At 62.2% G+C, this 14,993-nt stretch carries 18 protein-coding genes; 8 read left to right on the top strand and 10 right to left on the bottom strand.

Translation table 11 applies throughout. The features are described from left to right. Positions 1–8 precede the first annotated feature (8 nt). Together AC1DUY_RS09155 and AC1DUY_RS09150 are read left to right on the top strand one after the other, a co-directional pair. On the top strand, positions 9–425 hold the full coding sequence (locus tag AC1DUY_RS09155) for a helix-turn-helix domain-containing protein (protein WP_068730045.1): 417 nt from the start codon (positions 9–11) through the stop codon (positions 423–425). A gap of 78 nt (positions 426–503) precedes the next feature. Then, a complete protein-coding gene (locus tag AC1DUY_RS09150; protein ID WP_478114036.1) occupies positions 504–1,262 on the top strand; it encodes a tRNA (guanine(46)-N(7))-methyltransferase TrmB in 759 nt (252 codons plus the stop codon). A 26-nt stretch (positions 1,263–1,288) separates the two neighbouring features. On the opposite strand, the gene AC1DUY_RS09145 is transcribed toward AC1DUY_RS09150, so the two are convergent. Continuing rightward, positions 1,289–2,290, bottom strand: coding sequence for a 2-hydroxyacid dehydrogenase (locus tag AC1DUY_RS09145; RefSeq protein ID WP_068730047.1), 1,002 nt, complete (start codon positions 2,288–2,290; stop codon positions 1,289–1,291). Positions 2,291–2,514: 224 nt separating this feature from the next. Here AC1DUY_RS09145 and AC1DUY_RS09140 point away from each other — a divergent pair, with 224 nt between their 5' ends. Both AC1DUY_RS09140 and AC1DUY_RS09135 read left to right on the top strand, forming a co-directional pair. Beyond that, positions 2,515–3,042 carry an SH3 domain-containing protein gene (locus tag AC1DUY_RS09140; protein WP_068730049.1) on the top strand — a complete coding sequence of 176 codons (528 nt, stop codon included), beginning with the start codon at positions 2,515–2,517 and terminating at the stop codon, positions 3,040–3,042. 47 nt (positions 3,043–3,089) lie between these two features. Continuing rightward, a complete protein-coding gene (locus AC1DUY_RS09135; RefSeq protein ID WP_478113726.1) occupies positions 3,090–3,836 on the top strand; it encodes an SGNH/GDSL hydrolase family protein in 747 nt (248 codons plus the stop codon). A gap of 22 nt (positions 3,837–3,858) precedes the next feature. Here the strand turns inward: AC1DUY_RS09135 and irrA are convergent, their stop codons facing one another. Next, entirely contained in the window at positions 3,859–4,347 is a 489-nt protein-coding gene (gene irrA, locus AC1DUY_RS09130) for an iron response transcriptional regulator IrrA (RefSeq protein ID WP_478114034.1), read from the bottom strand. A gap of 300 nt (positions 4,348–4,647) precedes the next feature. On the opposite strand from irrA, the gene fabA reads away from it, so the two are divergent. From fabA to fabI, 3 genes are all read left to right on the top strand, one after another. Next, positions 4,648–5,187, top strand: a complete 540-nt coding sequence (gene fabA / locus AC1DUY_RS09125; protein ID WP_210269351.1) for a bifunctional 3-hydroxydecanoyl-ACP dehydratase/trans-2-decenoyl-ACP isomerase — start codon at positions 4,648–4,650, stop codon at positions 5,185–5,187. An 82-nt stretch (positions 5,188–5,269) separates the two neighbouring features. Further along, complete coding sequence (gene fabB / locus AC1DUY_RS09120; protein ID WP_068730055.1) at positions 5,270–6,496, top strand: beta-ketoacyl-ACP synthase I; 1,227 nt, start codon at positions 5,270–5,272, stop codon at positions 6,494–6,496. Between the two features lie 4 nt (positions 6,497–6,500). Further along, positions 6,501–7,307, top strand: a complete 807-nt coding sequence (gene fabI / locus AC1DUY_RS09115; RefSeq protein WP_478113723.1) for an enoyl-ACP reductase FabI — start codon at positions 6,501–6,503, stop codon at positions 7,305–7,307. Between the two features lie 6 nt (positions 7,308–7,313). Here the strand turns inward: fabI and AC1DUY_RS09110 are convergent, their stop codons facing one another. Together AC1DUY_RS09110 and katG are read right to left on the bottom strand one after the other, a co-directional pair. Further along, positions 7,314–7,919 (bottom strand): glutathione S-transferase family protein, encoded by a 606-nt coding sequence (locus AC1DUY_RS09110; RefSeq protein ID WP_309941763.1) that lies wholly within the window; start codon positions 7,917–7,919, stop codon positions 7,314–7,316. Positions 7,920–8,139: 220 nt separating this feature from the next. Further along, the gene (gene katG / locus AC1DUY_RS09105; RefSeq protein WP_309941761.1) at positions 8,140–10,344 is read right to left on the bottom strand and encodes a catalase/peroxidase HPI; all 2,205 of its coding nucleotides are present in this window, start codon (positions 10,342–10,344) and stop codon (positions 8,140–8,142) included. Positions 10,345–10,581: 237 nt separating this feature from the next. Between katG and AC1DUY_RS09100 the strand changes: the two genes are divergently transcribed. Continuing rightward, positions 10,582–11,487 (top strand): LysR substrate-binding domain-containing protein, encoded by a 906-nt coding sequence (locus AC1DUY_RS09100; RefSeq protein ID WP_309941759.1) that lies wholly within the window; start codon positions 10,582–10,584, stop codon positions 11,485–11,487. 75 nt (positions 11,488–11,562) lie between these two features. Here the strand turns inward: AC1DUY_RS09100 and AC1DUY_RS09095 are convergent, their stop codons facing one another. The 6 genes from AC1DUY_RS09095 to ccmA all read right to left on the bottom strand — a co-directional run bounded on the left by AC1DUY_RS09095 (position 11,563) and on the right by ccmA (position 14,962). After that, complete coding sequence (locus AC1DUY_RS09095) at positions 11,563–11,934, bottom strand: ComEA family DNA-binding protein (protein ID WP_089263307.1); 372 nt, start codon at positions 11,932–11,934, stop codon at positions 11,563–11,565. A 145-nt stretch (positions 11,935–12,079) separates the two neighbouring features. Further along, positions 12,080–12,658, bottom strand: a complete 579-nt coding sequence (locus AC1DUY_RS09090) for a DsbE family thiol:disulfide interchange protein (RefSeq protein ID WP_478113720.1) — start codon at positions 12,656–12,658, stop codon at positions 12,080–12,082. Beyond that, positions 12,655–12,834, bottom strand: coding sequence for a heme exporter protein CcmD (ccmD, locus tag AC1DUY_RS09085; protein WP_068730071.1), 180 nt, complete (start codon positions 12,832–12,834; stop codon positions 12,655–12,657). The genes AC1DUY_RS09090 and ccmD overlap by 4 nt, the downstream gene beginning before the upstream one ends. Then, complete coding sequence (locus AC1DUY_RS09080; RefSeq protein WP_089263301.1) at positions 12,834–13,571, bottom strand: heme ABC transporter permease; 738 nt, start codon at positions 13,569–13,571, stop codon at positions 12,834–12,836. Before AC1DUY_RS09080 ends, ccmD begins: the two co-directional genes overlap by 1 nt. Before the next feature lie 123 nt (positions 13,572–13,694). Then, positions 13,695–14,363 (bottom strand): heme exporter protein CcmB, encoded by a 669-nt coding sequence (gene ccmB / locus AC1DUY_RS09075; RefSeq protein ID WP_093757742.1) that lies wholly within the window; start codon positions 14,361–14,363, stop codon positions 13,695–13,697. Continuing rightward, entirely contained in the window at positions 14,360–14,962 is a 603-nt protein-coding gene (gene ccmA, locus AC1DUY_RS09070; protein ID WP_478113717.1) for a heme ABC exporter ATP-binding protein CcmA, read from the bottom strand. Before ccmA ends, ccmB begins: the two co-directional genes overlap by 4 nt. Positions 14,963–14,993: the final 31 nt, after the last annotated feature.

Genomic DNA, 14,993 nt, shown 5'->3' with positions numbered 1-14,993 from the left:
TAATTGAGATGTCGACGAAAGCGCCCAATCCTGTTGACAAATATGTCGGCAGCCGTGTGCGCATGCGGCGCATTATGCTCGGCATGAGTCAGGAAAAGCTGGGCGAAGCCCTCGGTCTGACGTTTCAGCAAGTTCAGAAATACGAGAAGGGCACCAACCGCGTCGGCGCCAGCCGGCTGCAGCAGATTTCGGAAATCCTGCAGGTCCCCGTCTCGTTCCTGTTCGAAGGCGGCCCCGGCGCGATCCATAACGGCGAAGGCTTCGCTGAAGCGTCCTCGCCTGCCTATGTCTCCGACTTCCTCGCCACCTCCGAAGGCCTCGCTCTGACCCGCGCCTTCACGCGCATCACCGATGCCAAGCTCCGCCGCAGCATCGTCGACCTGGTCGAACAGATCGCTTCGCGCGAAGCCCCGGATCAGCGCTAAAATCACGGTAGTTTCAACGGAAATTCGTCATCGCGCCTGATGGCGCCGATGGCGTTTCGGCTGTATCACTCGCGCGCGATGACCACAGCCAATTCCAATCATAACGATCACGATGCCCCCACTGATGCGGGTGCGTCCACGCCTGCCGAGAGCGGCCATTACACCGGCTCGTTCTTCGGACGCCGCAAGGGCCACAAGCTGCGCGACCATCAGGCCGACCTGATGGCGACGCTGCTGCCGGCGCTCACCGTCGACATCGCACACGCGGCACCTGACGATATCCGCACGCTGTTCGGCACTGATGTCGAGACCGTGCGTCTGGAGATCGGCTTCGGCGGCGGCGAACATCTGGTCGCGGAAGCGCTGGCGCATCCCGACATCGGCTTCATCGGCTGCGAGCCCTATATCAACGGCATGGCGAAGATTCTGACGCAGATCGAGGCTCAGAACATCGGCAATATCCGCCTCGTCGCCGGCGACGCCGCTGAACTTCTCACATGGGCACCGGCCCAATCGCTGTCACGCATCGACCTGATCCATCCGGATCCGTGGCCGAAGAAGCGTCACTGGAAGCGCCGCTTCGTGCAGGACGCAACACTGGCTGCGATGGCGCGCGTGCTGAAGCCGTCAGGCGAATTTCGTTTCGTGCATGACATTCCGGATTACGTCGCGTGGACACTCTGGCATGTGTCGCGATCGCCGGATTTCACCTGGACTGCAGAGCGCGCCGATGACTGGCGCCTGCCATGGCCGAACTACACCATGACGCGCTACGGCCGCAAAGCCACCCGCGAGGGCCGCATCGCGGCCTATCTCATTTTCAAACTGACCTCGTAAATCTAGCGTCGCATAGATGCCGCGCCTTACAGCATGTTCGGCAGCACACGATCCGGCGGCTTGTGATTGTCGAGGAAGGCACGGATGTTGATGATGACCTTCTCGCCCATCTCGACACGACCTTCGATCGTCGCCGAGCCCATATGCGGCAGCAGCACGACCTTGCCGGCGCGCGCGAGCCGCACCAGTTTCGGACTCACCGCGGGCTCGTGCTCGAACACGTCGAGCGCGGCACCGGCAATGTCACCCGATTCGATCAGCTTGATCATCGTCTCTTCATCGATCACCTCGCCGCGCGCGGTGTTGACGATATAGGCGTCCTTGCGGATCAGCTTGAGACGGCGCGCCGACAGCAGGTGGAACGTCGCCGGCGTATGCGGACAGTTCACCGAGATGATGTCCATGCGCGCCAGCATCTGGTCGAGCGAATCCCAATAGGTCGCACCGAGTTCTTCGGCGATCTTCGGCGCGACAGGTTTGCGGTTGTGATAGTGGATCTGTAGCCCGAAGGCGCGGGCGCGGCGCGCCACGGCCTGGCCGATACGGCCCATACCGATGATGCCGAGCCGCTTGCCCCCTAACCGCTTGCCCAGCATCCAGGTCGGCGACCAGCCCTGCCAGTCCTTGCCTTCGGTCAGAATCGAGGCACCCTCGATCAGCCGGCGCGGCACCGCGAGAATCATCGACATGGTCATGTCGGCGGTGTCTTCAGTGAGCACCTTCGGCGTGTTGGTGACGGTGATGCCGCGGGCATGGGCCGCGACGACATCGATGTTGTCGACGCCGTTGCCAAAATTGGCGATCAGCCTGAGCTTGCAGTCGGGATGCTCGAGCAGTTCCTTGGTGATCTCGTCGGTGACGGTTGGCACCAGCACGTCGGCGGTGCGGGTCGCTTCAGCGAGTTGCTCGGGCGTCAGCGGCGTGTCGTCGAGATTGATGTGCGCATCGAACAGTTCGCGCATACGGGTCTCGATCGAGTCCGGCAGCTTGCGCGTGACGATGACGAGAGGCTTTTTCTTGACCGACATGTCCTGCTCACTCGCGCTTTGGCTAATCCGTTCAGTCCGCATTAACCCGGTTGTTCGAAACTGCCGCAGCCGCGAATTCACCGTTTCCTCGGGTTCCCCGACACCCTTTTTGGTGCCTTGGCCTTCGGTCCTCTCTAGCAGAAGACCAAGCCAAAACAAGAACCCAACAGGCGCGTGCGGCGCGGCGGCACTTGCGTTCTTTGGATTGGGTTGAGGTGGGGTTGATGGCGTTCCGGCGATTTGCGTGTGCGATGTTGGCGATGGGTACTCTGATCGCGGCAGCAATCGATCCGGCTCTCGCTGCCAAGGACACGCCGCTGGGCGCCAGCGGCCTGCCGGTGCCGCGCTACGTCAGCCTCAAGTCGGATCACGTTAATGTCCGCGCCGGCCCCACCAAGGACAACGATGTCGCCTGGGTCTATACTCGCTCCGGCCTGCCGGTAGAGATCACCGCCGAATACGAGAACTGGCGCCGCGTTCGTGATTCCGAGGGCGCCGAGGGCTGGGTCTATCACTCGCTGCTGTCCGGCCGCCGCACCGCGGTCGTGACCATGAAATCCAAGGACGAACTCGCCTCGATCTACGACAATCCGGATGCGACCAGCGCCGTCGCAGCGCGGTTACAGGCGGGTGTCGTGGCGCAGGTAAAGCGCTGCAACAATGGCTGGTGCCGGGTGATCGGCAACGGCTTTGATGGCTGGATCGAACAGCAACGGCTATGGGGCGTCTACGCCGACGAGAAGGTGAACTGAGCACATCCCGCATCGGGAGCTTGGCCTGCGCCGGCGCAGTGGTCGCCATGGCAGCGCTGCCATGGTCCGGCCCGGCTCGTGCGCAATCCGCCACTGAGGCGTGTCTGGCTGTGGATCAGCGGCTGTCTGGTGATGCGACCCTTCCGCGCACCGTGGCTGCGCTCAAAACCGGTGGCCCGCTCAAGATCGTCGCCACGGGCTCGTCCTCGACGCTCGGCCTGTGGCAATCCGACCCCACCAAAACCTATCCCGGCATGCTGCAGAGCGAGCTGCAACGCCTGAAGCCGGGACTGCGGCTGAAGGTCATCAATAGTGGGCGGAACGCCGACACGATCCCCGGCAATATCGCCCGCTTCGACCGCGATGTGCTGGCGCATCGCCCGGATCTGGTGATCTGGCAGATCGGCACCAATGACGTGACCTGGCTGCAAAGCGCAGACAGCCTGACCGGCAGGATCGTCGAGGGCATCCGCCTGCTGAAGGCTGACGGCGCCGACGTGATCCTGATGGATCAGCAATACGCGCCGATCATTCTTGCATCGCAATATTCCAAGATGCAGGCGAGCATAGCTGACGCCGCCCGGCAGGGACGCGCACCGCTGTTCTCGCGCTTCGAGCTGATGCGCCGTGCAGTGGACGCAGGGCTCTCCATGGGAGCACTGACGGCTTGGGACGGACTACACAATTCCGCAGCCGGCTACGAATGCACCGGCCGCGCCCTCGCCCGCGCTATCATGGCGACGGCTGCAGCTGGCGAGCAAACGCCGCCGAAAACGGTTCGGCGGCGCAAATAACTTCAGAATTTGGATAAAGCCGTTAGCGCTTTTTGCGCAGACGAACGACCATGTCGATGCGGCTGATCTCGAAGCCCTCGGGGACTTCCGGCATCTTGGTCAGCACGAGGTTCTGGTCCGGAATATCGACCAGCTCGTGGTTGTTCTCGAGATAGTAGTGGTGATGCGAGGTCACATTGGTATCGAAATAGGTCTTCGTACCATCGACACTGACCTGACGAAGCAGGCCGGAATCCGTGAGCTGATTGAGCGTGTTGTAAACGGTCGCCAGCGACACCGGCACCTTGGCGAGAGTCGCTTCCTCGTAGAGCATTTCCGCGGTGAGATGACGCGCGCCCTTGCCGAATAGCAGCCAGCCCAGCGCCATTCGCTGACGAGTGGGACGCAGACCGACCGACTGCAGCATCTCGTTGACGTCATGCCACGGGCAACCAGTCAAAGCCGGCTGGCGGCCGTGATTGATTTCCGCAACCGCAGCTGCGTCATTCAGAACTGAAACGCTGTCGCTCATATCCACGTCAGTAATCCTGCCGTTCACACTCAAAAAGAACACTGAATTAGCCTTCTATTATAGAAAGGCGGGGCCTCAGATGCAAGGTTTTCGCAACTAGGAGCCATGCATCAGAAGGGATGCTTCCGCAGTGCATCGCAACATGGTCAATAACCCGCCAAAAGCAGGCGATCCGCCGCTTTGCCGCCCCATAAGCCTATGATAGAGAGCGCCCAGCCGGGGCAAGTTCCCGTGTCATTTGGAACAATTCTATATGTGGCGACTCCACCCGGGTAGCCACCACCATCCCAGAAAGCCGGCATGATCCAGGAACAACGCAACAGCTACGCATATGAAGACCTGCTGGCCTGCGGCCGCGGCGAGCTGTTCGGACCAGGCAATGCTCAATTGCCGCTGCCGCCGATGCTGATGTTCGACCGCATCACCGAGATCACGGCTGATGGCGGCGAATTCGGCAAGGGTCTCGTGCGCGCTGAACTCGACGTCAATTCGGACCTCTGGTTCTTTGCCTGCCACTTCAAGGGCGATCCGGTCATGCCGGGCTGCCTCGGCCTGGACGCCATGTGGCAGATGGTCGGGTTCTTTCTGGGCTGGTCGGGCGGCATCGGCCCCGGACGTGCGCTCGGGCTCAGCGAGCTGAAGTTTTCCGGCCAGGTTCTCCCGAACGTCAAAAAGGTCGTGTACACCATCGATATCAAGCGCGTGATGCGTTCAAAATTGTGGTTGGGGATTGCCGACGGCTCGCTTTCGGCCGATGGCGAGATTATCTATCGCGCCAAGGACCTGAAGGTCGGCCTGTTCAAGCAGGAAGCACCTGCCGCATTGCAGCCGGGAACGTGATCTACCGGGTGCCATTCAACGGCGGTCTCCGAGGGGGCGACCGCCAGTTCCACAACAACGTAATTCAAAGGGCGAGGCGATCATGAGGCGGGTTGTCGTCACGGGGATGGGCATTGTCTCATCTATCGGAAACAACACTCAGGAAGTGCTTGCGAGCCTCCATGAGGCAAAGTCGGGCATCACGCGCGCCGACAAATACGCAGAGCTCGGTTTCCGTTCGCAGGTGCAGGGCGCACCGACCATCAATCCGGCCGATGTGATCGACCGCCGCGCGATGCGCTTCCTCGGCGAAGGCGCCGCATGGAATCACATCGCCATGGAACAGGCGATCCAGGACTCCGGTCTCGAAGAGTCGGACATCTCGAACGAGCGCACCGGCATCATCATGGGCTCGGGCGGACCTTCCGCACGCACCATCGTCGAAGCCGCGGACATCACGCGAACGAAGGGTCCGAAGCGCGTTGGTCCGTTCGCGGTGCCGAAGGCGATGTCTTCGACGGCATCCGCCACGCTCGCGACCTGGTTCAAGATCAAGGGCGTGAACTATTCGATCTCTTCGGCCTGCGCGACCTCGAACCACTGCATCGGCAATGCCTATGAGATGATCCAGTGGGGCAAGCAGGACGTCGTATTCGCCGGCGGCTGCGAAGAGCTCGACTGGTCACTCTCGGTACTGTTCGACGCCATGGGCGCAATGTCCTCGAAGTATAACGACACCCCATCGACGGCCTCGCGTCCCTATGACGTCAGCCGTGACGGCTTTGTCATCGCCGGCGGCGCCGGCGTGGTCGTGGTCGAAGAACTCGAGCACGCAAAAGCACGCGGCGCCAAGATCTATGGCGAAATCATCGGCTACGGCGCCACCTCGGACGGTTACGACATGGTCGCCCCGTCGGGCGAAGGCGCAGAGCGTTGCATGAAGATGGCGCTGGCCACCACCGGCGGCATCAAGATCGACTACATCAACCCGCATGCGACGTCGACGCCTGCCGGCGATCCGCCGGAAATGCAGGCGATCCGCAACGTGTTCGGCACTGGCGAGAAATGCCCGCCAATCTCGGCGACCAAGGCCCTCACCGGCCACTCGCTCGGCGCCACCGGCGTCCAGGAAGCAATCTACTCGCTGCTGATGATGCAGAACGGATTTATCTGCGAGAGCGGCAACATCACCGAACTCGATCCAGTGTTCGCCGACATGCCGATCGTGCGCAAGCGCATCGACAATGTGAAGGTCGGCACCGTGCTGTCGAACTCCTTCGGCTTCGGCGGCACTAACGCCACGCTGGTCTTCAAGCGGATGGACGCATAGCGCGATGCCATCACTGATGCAGGGCAAGCGCGGATTGATCATGGGCGTCGCCAATGATCATTCGATCGCGTGGGGAATCGCCAAGGCCCTGCATGCGCAGGGTGCCGAACTGGCTTTCACCTATCAAGGCGATGCGCTTGGCAAGCGCGTCAAGCCGCTGGCGGAATCGCTCAATGCGGATCTGATCCTGCCCTGCGACGTCGAGGACATCGCCAGCGTCGATGCTACGTTCTCTGCGATCAAGGAGAAATGGGGCAGCCTGGATTTCCTGGTCCACGCCATCGGTTTCTCCGACAAGAACGAACTCAAGGGCCGCTACGCCGACACCACGCGTGCGAACTTCTCGCGCACCATGGTGATCTCCTGCTTCTCCTTCACCGAAATCGCCAAGCGCGCGTCGGAAATCATGAAGCCGGGCAGCGCCATGATCACGCTAACTTTTGGCGGATCGACCCGCGTGATGCCGAACTACAATGTCATGGGCGTTGCCAAGGCCGCTCTCGAAGCCTCGGTGCGTTATCTCGCATCTGACTTTGGCCGCCAGGGCATTCGCGTCAACGCTGTGTCGGCTGGCCCGGTACGTACACTGGCCGGCTCGGGCATCGGCGATTCCCGCGCGATGTTCGCATTCCAGCAGAAACATTCGCCGCTCGGCCGTGGCGTAACACTGGAAGAACTCGGCGGCACTGCGCTGTATCTGCTGTCGGATCTTTCCGGCGGCGTGACCGGCGAAACGCATTTCGTCGACTCCGGCTACAACATCATCTCGATGCCGCATCCGGATGCGCTGAAGGCGGACGCAGGCGAGTAATTCGCCTTACGTCTTCTCCCCCGATGCAAACTTCATCGCGCGCTGGAAGGCCGGACGGGCGCTGCAACGATCGAGATAGCGCTCGAACGCCGGGCGCGACGGCACCATCTTGAAATTGCGCACGGCGAAGTTCAGTCCAGAGCCGATGGCGATATCGGCGGCAGAGAATTGTCCGCCGAGAATCCATGGACCTTCATCAAGCGCGGCTTCGAGCACATCGAACACGCGCTGCGCATCGCCCCAGCCCGCGGCCACCGGATTCAACTCCATCTTGGTCGCGATCTGTGCGATCGCCGGTTCAATACAGCCCGGCGCAAAGAACAGCCAATAGAGATATTTCGCACGATGCGAGTCGCCGAGCGGTGGCGCCAGTTTCGCGTCGGGATAACGCTCGGCCACATAAGCGCAGATTGCCGCAGCCTCGGCCATGGTGGCATCGCCGTCCTGCAGAGCCGGCACCTTGCCCATCGGATTGACGGCGAGGAATTCCAGCGTGCGCTGCGCACCGGTGGAGATATCGGTCAGCACGCGCTCATAGGCGACGCCGGTTTCCTCCATCAGCCAAAGCGCCGTGAATGAGCGCGAGCGCGGCGACCAGTAGAGTTTCATCATCTGGAGATCCTCCGGAGAAACATTTTGCCATTTGTGCGGGGATTCGGAGAAAGCTGCAAGACGCAGAGCGCTCAGACTCTTTGAAACTCTCATCGCCGCGAAAACGGGATCCAGTAACCGGCAGTGTCAGTGATGACAGTTGAGTATGACGCGGCGCGACAAGAAAAAGCCCCCGCGACATAGTCGCAGGGGCTTTCATATGCACGATGGCGGGCCGAGGTTACTCAGCCGCCTGCAGTATCGGCTTCTCGACAAGATCGAAACGATCCGCGTTCATCACCTTCACCCAAGCCTTGACGAAGTCCTTCACGAACTTCTGCTTGGCGTCGGCGCTTGCATAGACCTCCGCGAAGGCACGCAGCTGCGAGTGCGAACCGAAGACCAGATCGGCGCGTGTACCGGTCCACCTGACTTCGCCGCTCTTGCGATCACGTCCCTCGTACACGTTGTTCGAGCCATCGACCGCCTTCCACTCCGTGCTCATGTCGAGCAGGTTGATGAAGAAGTCGTTGGTCAACGTCTCCGGTGTCTTGGTGAAGACACCGCGCACAGACTGCCCGGAATTCGCACCGAGTACCCGCAAGCCGCCGACGAGAACAGTCATTTCCGGAGCGGTCAGCGTCAGCAACTGCGCGCGATCCACCAAGGATACTTCGGCCGGTACGGCAGACGTGCCCTTGAGGTAGTTACGGAAGCCGTCCGCGACCGGTTCCATCACCTCGAAGGATTCCACATCGGTTTGCGCCTGCGAGGCGTCGCCGCGCCCCGGAGAGAACGGAACGGTTACATCCAGGCCAGCATCCTTCGCGGCTTTCTCGACCGCCGCGCTGCCGCCGAGGACGATCAGGTCGGCAAGCGAAACCTGCTTGTCACCGGATTGCGCCGCGTTGAACTCCTTCCGGATTCCATCGAGCACCTGCAACACCTTGGCTAGCTGAGCCGGCTGGTTAACCTCCCAGTCCTTCTGAGGGGCCAGACGGATGCGCGCGCCGTTGGCACCGCCACGCTTATCGCCGCCACGGAAGGTGGAGGCCGAAGCCCAGGCCGTGCTGACCAATTCGGACACGGTCAGGCCCGATGCCAGCAGCTTGGCCTTGAGCGCAGAGACGTCGGTGTCGTCGATCACGGGATAGTCAACCGCAGGGATCGGATCCTGCCAGATCAACTCTTCCTTGGGCACTTCCGGACCGAGATAACGCACGCGCGGACCCATGTCGCGATGAGTCAGCTTGAACCAGGCCCGAGCAAAAGCTTCAGCGAAGGCCTGCGGATTCTGCAGGAAGCGGCGTGAGATTTTCTCATAGGCCGGGTCCAGGCGCAGGGACAGATCCGTCGTGAGCATGGTCGGCTTGTGCTTCTTCGATGGATCATGCGCGTCGGGGATCACTTCCTCGGCGTCCTTGGCCTCCCACTGGATGGCCCCACCGGGGCTGCGGGTCTGCACCCATTCATACTTGAACAGGTTCTCGAAGAAGAAGTTGCTCCACTGCGCCGGCGTCTGCGTCCAGGTGACCTCAATGCCGCTACCAACGGCGTCTGCACCGGATCCAGTACCGTAGTTGCTCGCCCAGCCAAGACCCTGCGCTTCCAGGCCGGCAGCTTCAGGCTCGGGACCCTTGTGGGACTCAGGCGCAGCGCCATGGGTCTTACCGAAGGTGTGACCGCCGGCGATCAGCGCCACGGTTTCCTCGTCGTTCATCGCCATGCGCTTGAAGGTCTCGCGGATGAAGCTGGCGGCCGCAACCGGATCGCCGCTGGCACCCGGACCTTCCGGATTCACATAGATCAGGCCCATTTCCGTGGCACTGAGCGGAGCTTCGAACTTGTCGAGCGACCGGTGGGACAGCCACGTGGTTTCGGGGCCCCAGTTCACGTCCTGATCAGGCTCCCAGACGTCGGCGCGACCGCCAGCGAAACCGAAGGTGCGAAAACCCATGGTCTCCAGCGCCACGTTGCCAGTCAGGATCAGCAGGTCGGCCCACGAGATCTTGTTGCCGTATTTCTGCTTGATCGGCCACAGGAGGCGGCGTGACTTGTCAATGTTGACGTTGTCCGGCCAAGAATTGAGCGGAGCGAAACGCTGCTGACCGCGACCGCCACCGCCGCGGCCATCGCTGAGCCGATAGGTGCCGGCGGCGTGCCACGACATGCGGATGAACTGCGGACCGTAATGTCCGAAATCAGCCGGCCACCAATCCTGCGAATCGGTCATCAGCTTGCGCAGGTCGTTTTTCAACGCCTCGTAATCAAGCTTCTTGAATTCCTCGGCGTAGTTAAACGCATCGCCCATCGGATCGGACAGCGACGAGTGCTGGTGGAGAATCGACAGGTCTAGCTTGTTCGGCCACCAGTCACGATTGGCCCGGGCAGCGGGGGCATGCGCAACGGGGCACTTGCCGGCGCCATTCTCATTCGTCGTGTCCATCAGTCTCTCCTTCTGGCTGTTTGGAATATGAGCCGTCCCAGGCAACACCGACACACCGGATCGCCTTCAAAAACCCGCTCAAATTTTCCAAAAGCTGTCTAATTTCAATTGTCTGCCGAATTCCTCGGCGAGCTTGGCGCTCACCCTAATTGGATTTCGTGACGAGAGATTGGAAGAATTCTTAGATCAGGTCCAGTCGAATTGTCTTCTCTCTCCGATCAGTTTATCTGATGATCCATGATCACGCTCCGCCAGCTCCGCTATCTCGCCGCGCTCGCCAAACACGGCCATTTCGGCCGCGCGGCCGAGGCCTGCAACGTCACCCAGCCTGCGCTGTCGATGCAGATACGCGATCTCGAACGGACGCTGGGCGTCAAGGTGGTGGAGCGCCGGCCCGGCGAGGTGATGCTGACCGATGTCGGGCGCGAAGTGGCGCGGCGCGGCGAGGATGTGCTGGCGGCCTCGCGCGACCTGGTGGACTTTGCGCGGCATCGCGGTGGACTCCTGACCGGGCGGCTGACGCTCGGCGTGATCCCGTCGCTGGCGCCGTATCTGCTGCCGCGGATCCTGCCGATGCTACAGAAACAGTTTCCGGAATTGCGGCTGGAGCTGCGCGAGACGCAGACCAGGCAACTGGTCGACGATATCAAGTCAGGCGCACTCGATGCCGCGATGCTGGCGCTGCCGCTTGGCGAGCCTGAGATCGATACGGCCAAATTGTTCGACGATCTGTTCCTGCTCGCGGTGCCGGCAGACGATCCCCGTCCGGCCGACAAACGCATCAAGGCGATGGAGATCGACCAGAGCCGACTGATCCTGCTGGAGGACGGCCACTGCCTGCGCGATCAGGCGCTGGCCTTCTGCGCCACCGCAGCGCGCGGCCATCAGTCCGGCGGCAACGGCATGGCCTTCGCTGCGTCCAGCCTCTCCACGGTGATGCAGATGGTCGCCAGCGGCTATGGCGTGACATTGATCCCGCAGATCGCCGCCGACGTCGAACAACGCGACCAGCGCGTCAAATTCCTGCGGTTGGAGAATCCGCAGCCCGGCCGCACCATCGGCCTCGCCTTTCGCCGGACGTCTCCGCGCAAGGCGGACTTCGCCGCATTGGGCGATGTGGTGAAGGACAGCGTTATCGGCTGATCGTGATGGACCACAAAAGAAAACGCACCGGCGCGGCTGCGCCGATGCGTTTCCGGACGAGCGAAGCGATCGCGCCTAGCTCTTCTGCTTGGCGATGACCTTGTCCTTGATGCCGTCATAGGTCTTCTCGGGCACGATCTTCTTCTGCACGAGTTCGTCCTTGCCCTTATACGGACGGCCTTTGACGATGGCCGCCGAATAGGCCTTGCCGATGCCGGGCAGAGCCTCGAGCGCCTCGACACTGGCGGAGTTGAGATCGAGCAGCTCAGCCTTCGGTGCCGGGGCCATCTTCGATTCGCTGGCAGGCGCCATCTTGGATGTGGCAGCCGGGGCCATCTTGCCGGCGGGAGCAGCGGGCTGCGGCGACTGCGCCATCGACGGCGCGGATGCGAGCAGACCCAGAGTGAGAGCGGCAGCGGTCAAAGTAGCAAATTTGAAATGGCGCATCGTGGTGTCCCTCCAAGGACGGTTAAGTAACGCCATCAAGCTAGCTGCGGATTCATGGCGCCGCCATGGCGCGAAAATGAACCGCAGATAAAAGCTGAAGTTTATTTTGGTAGTTAAGCCGGCTTGCTCATGATGAGGATTGCGCTCAGGACCCTGCCTGCAGTGCCTTGTCGATCTCGACTTTCAGCACGCGCTCGTAATTTTCCTGCGTGATGCCACCGACCATCTTGTAGGCGATGCGGCCGTCGCGGCCGACGATGAAGGTTTCGGGCACGCCATAGACGCCCCATTCGATCGCGGCGCGGCCGTTGCCGTCGACGCCGACGATGCCGAACGGATTGCCGTAACGACCGAGAAAGCGGCGCGCGTTGTCCGGTGCGTCCTTGTAGTTGATGCCGACCAGTTGCAGCCGTTTGTCCTTGCCGAGTTCTGTCAGCAGCGGCGCCTCCTCGTGGCACGGCACACACCACGATGCCCAGACATTGACGAGACTGACCTTGCCCTTGAAGGCTGCGGGATCGAGACCCGGCACCAGCGCATCGCTATCGGTAAGGCCTTCCAGTGCCGGTAATGTCGTCTGTGGCGCGGCGCGGCCGATCAATGCCGAGGGCAGTTTCGCAGGGTCGGCTCCGAGCCGAAACCAGAACAGCCCTGCGAGCGCGGCAAAGATCAGCAGAGGCAGTGCCAGCACCCAGCGGCGCTTTGGAGTGGCTTGCGTGGTCATGTGAGATCCGTCGCGCCACGACCCGAGCGCCGCGCCACGCCGGAGGATTCCAACTCATGCAGCCGCGCGCGGACGCGACGATGATCGATGGCGATCCACACGATGAGGATCAGCACCACCGCTGCGACCAGCGCGTAGGACGTGACGATGAAAGATGCGTAGGGACCAAGCGCCATCACGGGAGTGCCACCGGCTTTGAGGCCTGCAGCATCTGCAGCGCACGCAGGCGGCGCCGCAGGATCTCGTTACGCATGGCCGCGAGATGCAGTGTGATGAACAGCAGCGAGAATGCCACCGCCATCACCAGCAGTGGGATCAGAAACGACTTGTCGAGCGACGAGCCGCCCATCTTCATCACCGACGCAGGCTGATGCAGCGTATTCCACCAATCGACCGAGAACTTGATGATCGGAATATTGATGGCGCCGACCAAGGTCAGCACCGCCGCGGCGCGCGCCGCCCGCGATGGATCTTCGACGGCGCGCCACAGCGCGATCAGGCCGAGATACATCAGAAACAGAATGAGCACCGAAGTCAGTCGGGCGTCCCATTCCCAATAGGTACCCCACATCGGCCGGCCCCACAGCGACCCCGTGACCAGTGCGAGAAAGGTGAAGGCCGCGCCGATCGGTGCTGCGGATTTGGCGGCGACGTCGGCGAGCGGATGCCGCCACACCAGCGTGCCCAGCGATGCCACGCTCATGACGCCCCAGACGAACATCGACAGCCAGGCATTGGGCACATGGATGAACATGATCTTGACGGTGGCGCCCTGCTGATAGTCATCGGGGGCCATGGCCGACTGATACAAGCCGATCGCAAGCAGAATGCCCGTCGCCATCGCCAGCCACGGCAGGATGCGGGTGGCGAGCGACAGGAACCGGGTTGGATTGGCGAGTTCGGTCAGCGTCATGGCATTTCCAATAGTCGCGGCCCTGTCCGCGATCAATGCAACTTATTCTCGTTCAACACGGCTCGCGACGAGTTGACCCAGGTCAATCCAGTGTCTCAGCCTGTCGTGATCCATCCAACTGTCTCAATCCAGTCCATGCCGCAGGCTCGCCGCCGCCGCGAAAGGCCCGATCACGAGGCTCGCCAGCGATAGCGCGCAGAGGATCGAGAATGGCGTCGAGAATGACAACTGTCCGGCGATGGCCGCATTGGAGGCCGCAACGCCGAAAATCAGCACCGGGATCGACAACGGCAACACCAGCACCGCCAGCAAGAGCCCGCCGCGCTGCAGCGTCACCGCCAGCGCGGCGCCAATCATGCCGGTGAAGGTCAGCGCCGGCGTGCCCGCCAACAGCGTCAGGGCGACCGCCAGCGTCGCCGATCCGTCGAGATTGAGCAGCAGCCCCAGCACTGGCGTCGCGACGATCAGCGGCACGCCCGCGGCCAGCCAGTGTGCAAGAGCCTTGGCGGCGCAGGCGAGTTCCAGTGGCGTCCGGCTCATCAGAATGAGATCCAGCGAGCCATCGTCGTGATCGGCGGTAAACAACCGGTCCAGCGTCAGCAGGCTCGCGAGCAGCGCCCCGAGCCATAGAATCGCCGGCCCCAGCCGTGCCAGCAGCGCCAGATCCGGCCCCAGCGCGAAAGGCATCAGGACGACAACCGTCAGAAAGAACAGCACACCGATCAGCGCCCCGCCGCCGACCCGGACGGCAATACGGATGTCACGGCGAATCAACGCGCCAAGGGCACTCACGCCTCGCCCCCGATGCGCAACTCCCGGGCGGGAATGCCGAGCGGACCATGGGTCGCGGCAATAACCAGTCCGCCCGATGCGAGATGATCCGTCATCAGCCCCGCAAACACTCGCTGGCTGGCGAGATCCAGCGCTGCGGTCGGTTCGTCGAGCAGCCAGATCGGCCGGCGGACGGTCAGCAGACGCGCAATCGACAGCCGGCGACGCTGGCCGGCCGACAAGAAACCCGCGGGCAATGCTGCGGCATGGGAGAGACCTACTGCTGCAATGCACGTGGCTGGATCGGCCGGCGTGCCACCGAGGAAGTCGGCCCAGAAGGTCAGGTTTTCCGTCACCGTCAAAGCCGGCTTCATGGCGTCGCGGTGGCCCAGGTAATGGGCCTGTTCGGCAACAGTCATTTCGCCGTCGCCGCCCTCGAGAGTGATGGAGCCCTCGGCCGGCGCCAGCAGGCCTGCGATCAACCGCAACAACGAGGTTTTACCTGCTCCGTTAGGGCCAATGACCGCCACGGTCGTGCCTGCCGTGGCATCGAAATCGAGCCCGGCGAAGACTTCGCGGCCACCCCGCAGGCATCTCAAATTGCGCCCCGAGAGCCGCATCTTAACCCTTCCATGACCATCTGATTTGGCT

This window comes from Tardiphaga sp. P4_G1 (assembly GCF_056401215.1).
Note: the sequence above shows the minus strand (reverse complement) of the source record. Positions and strands in the feature narration are given on the sequence as shown.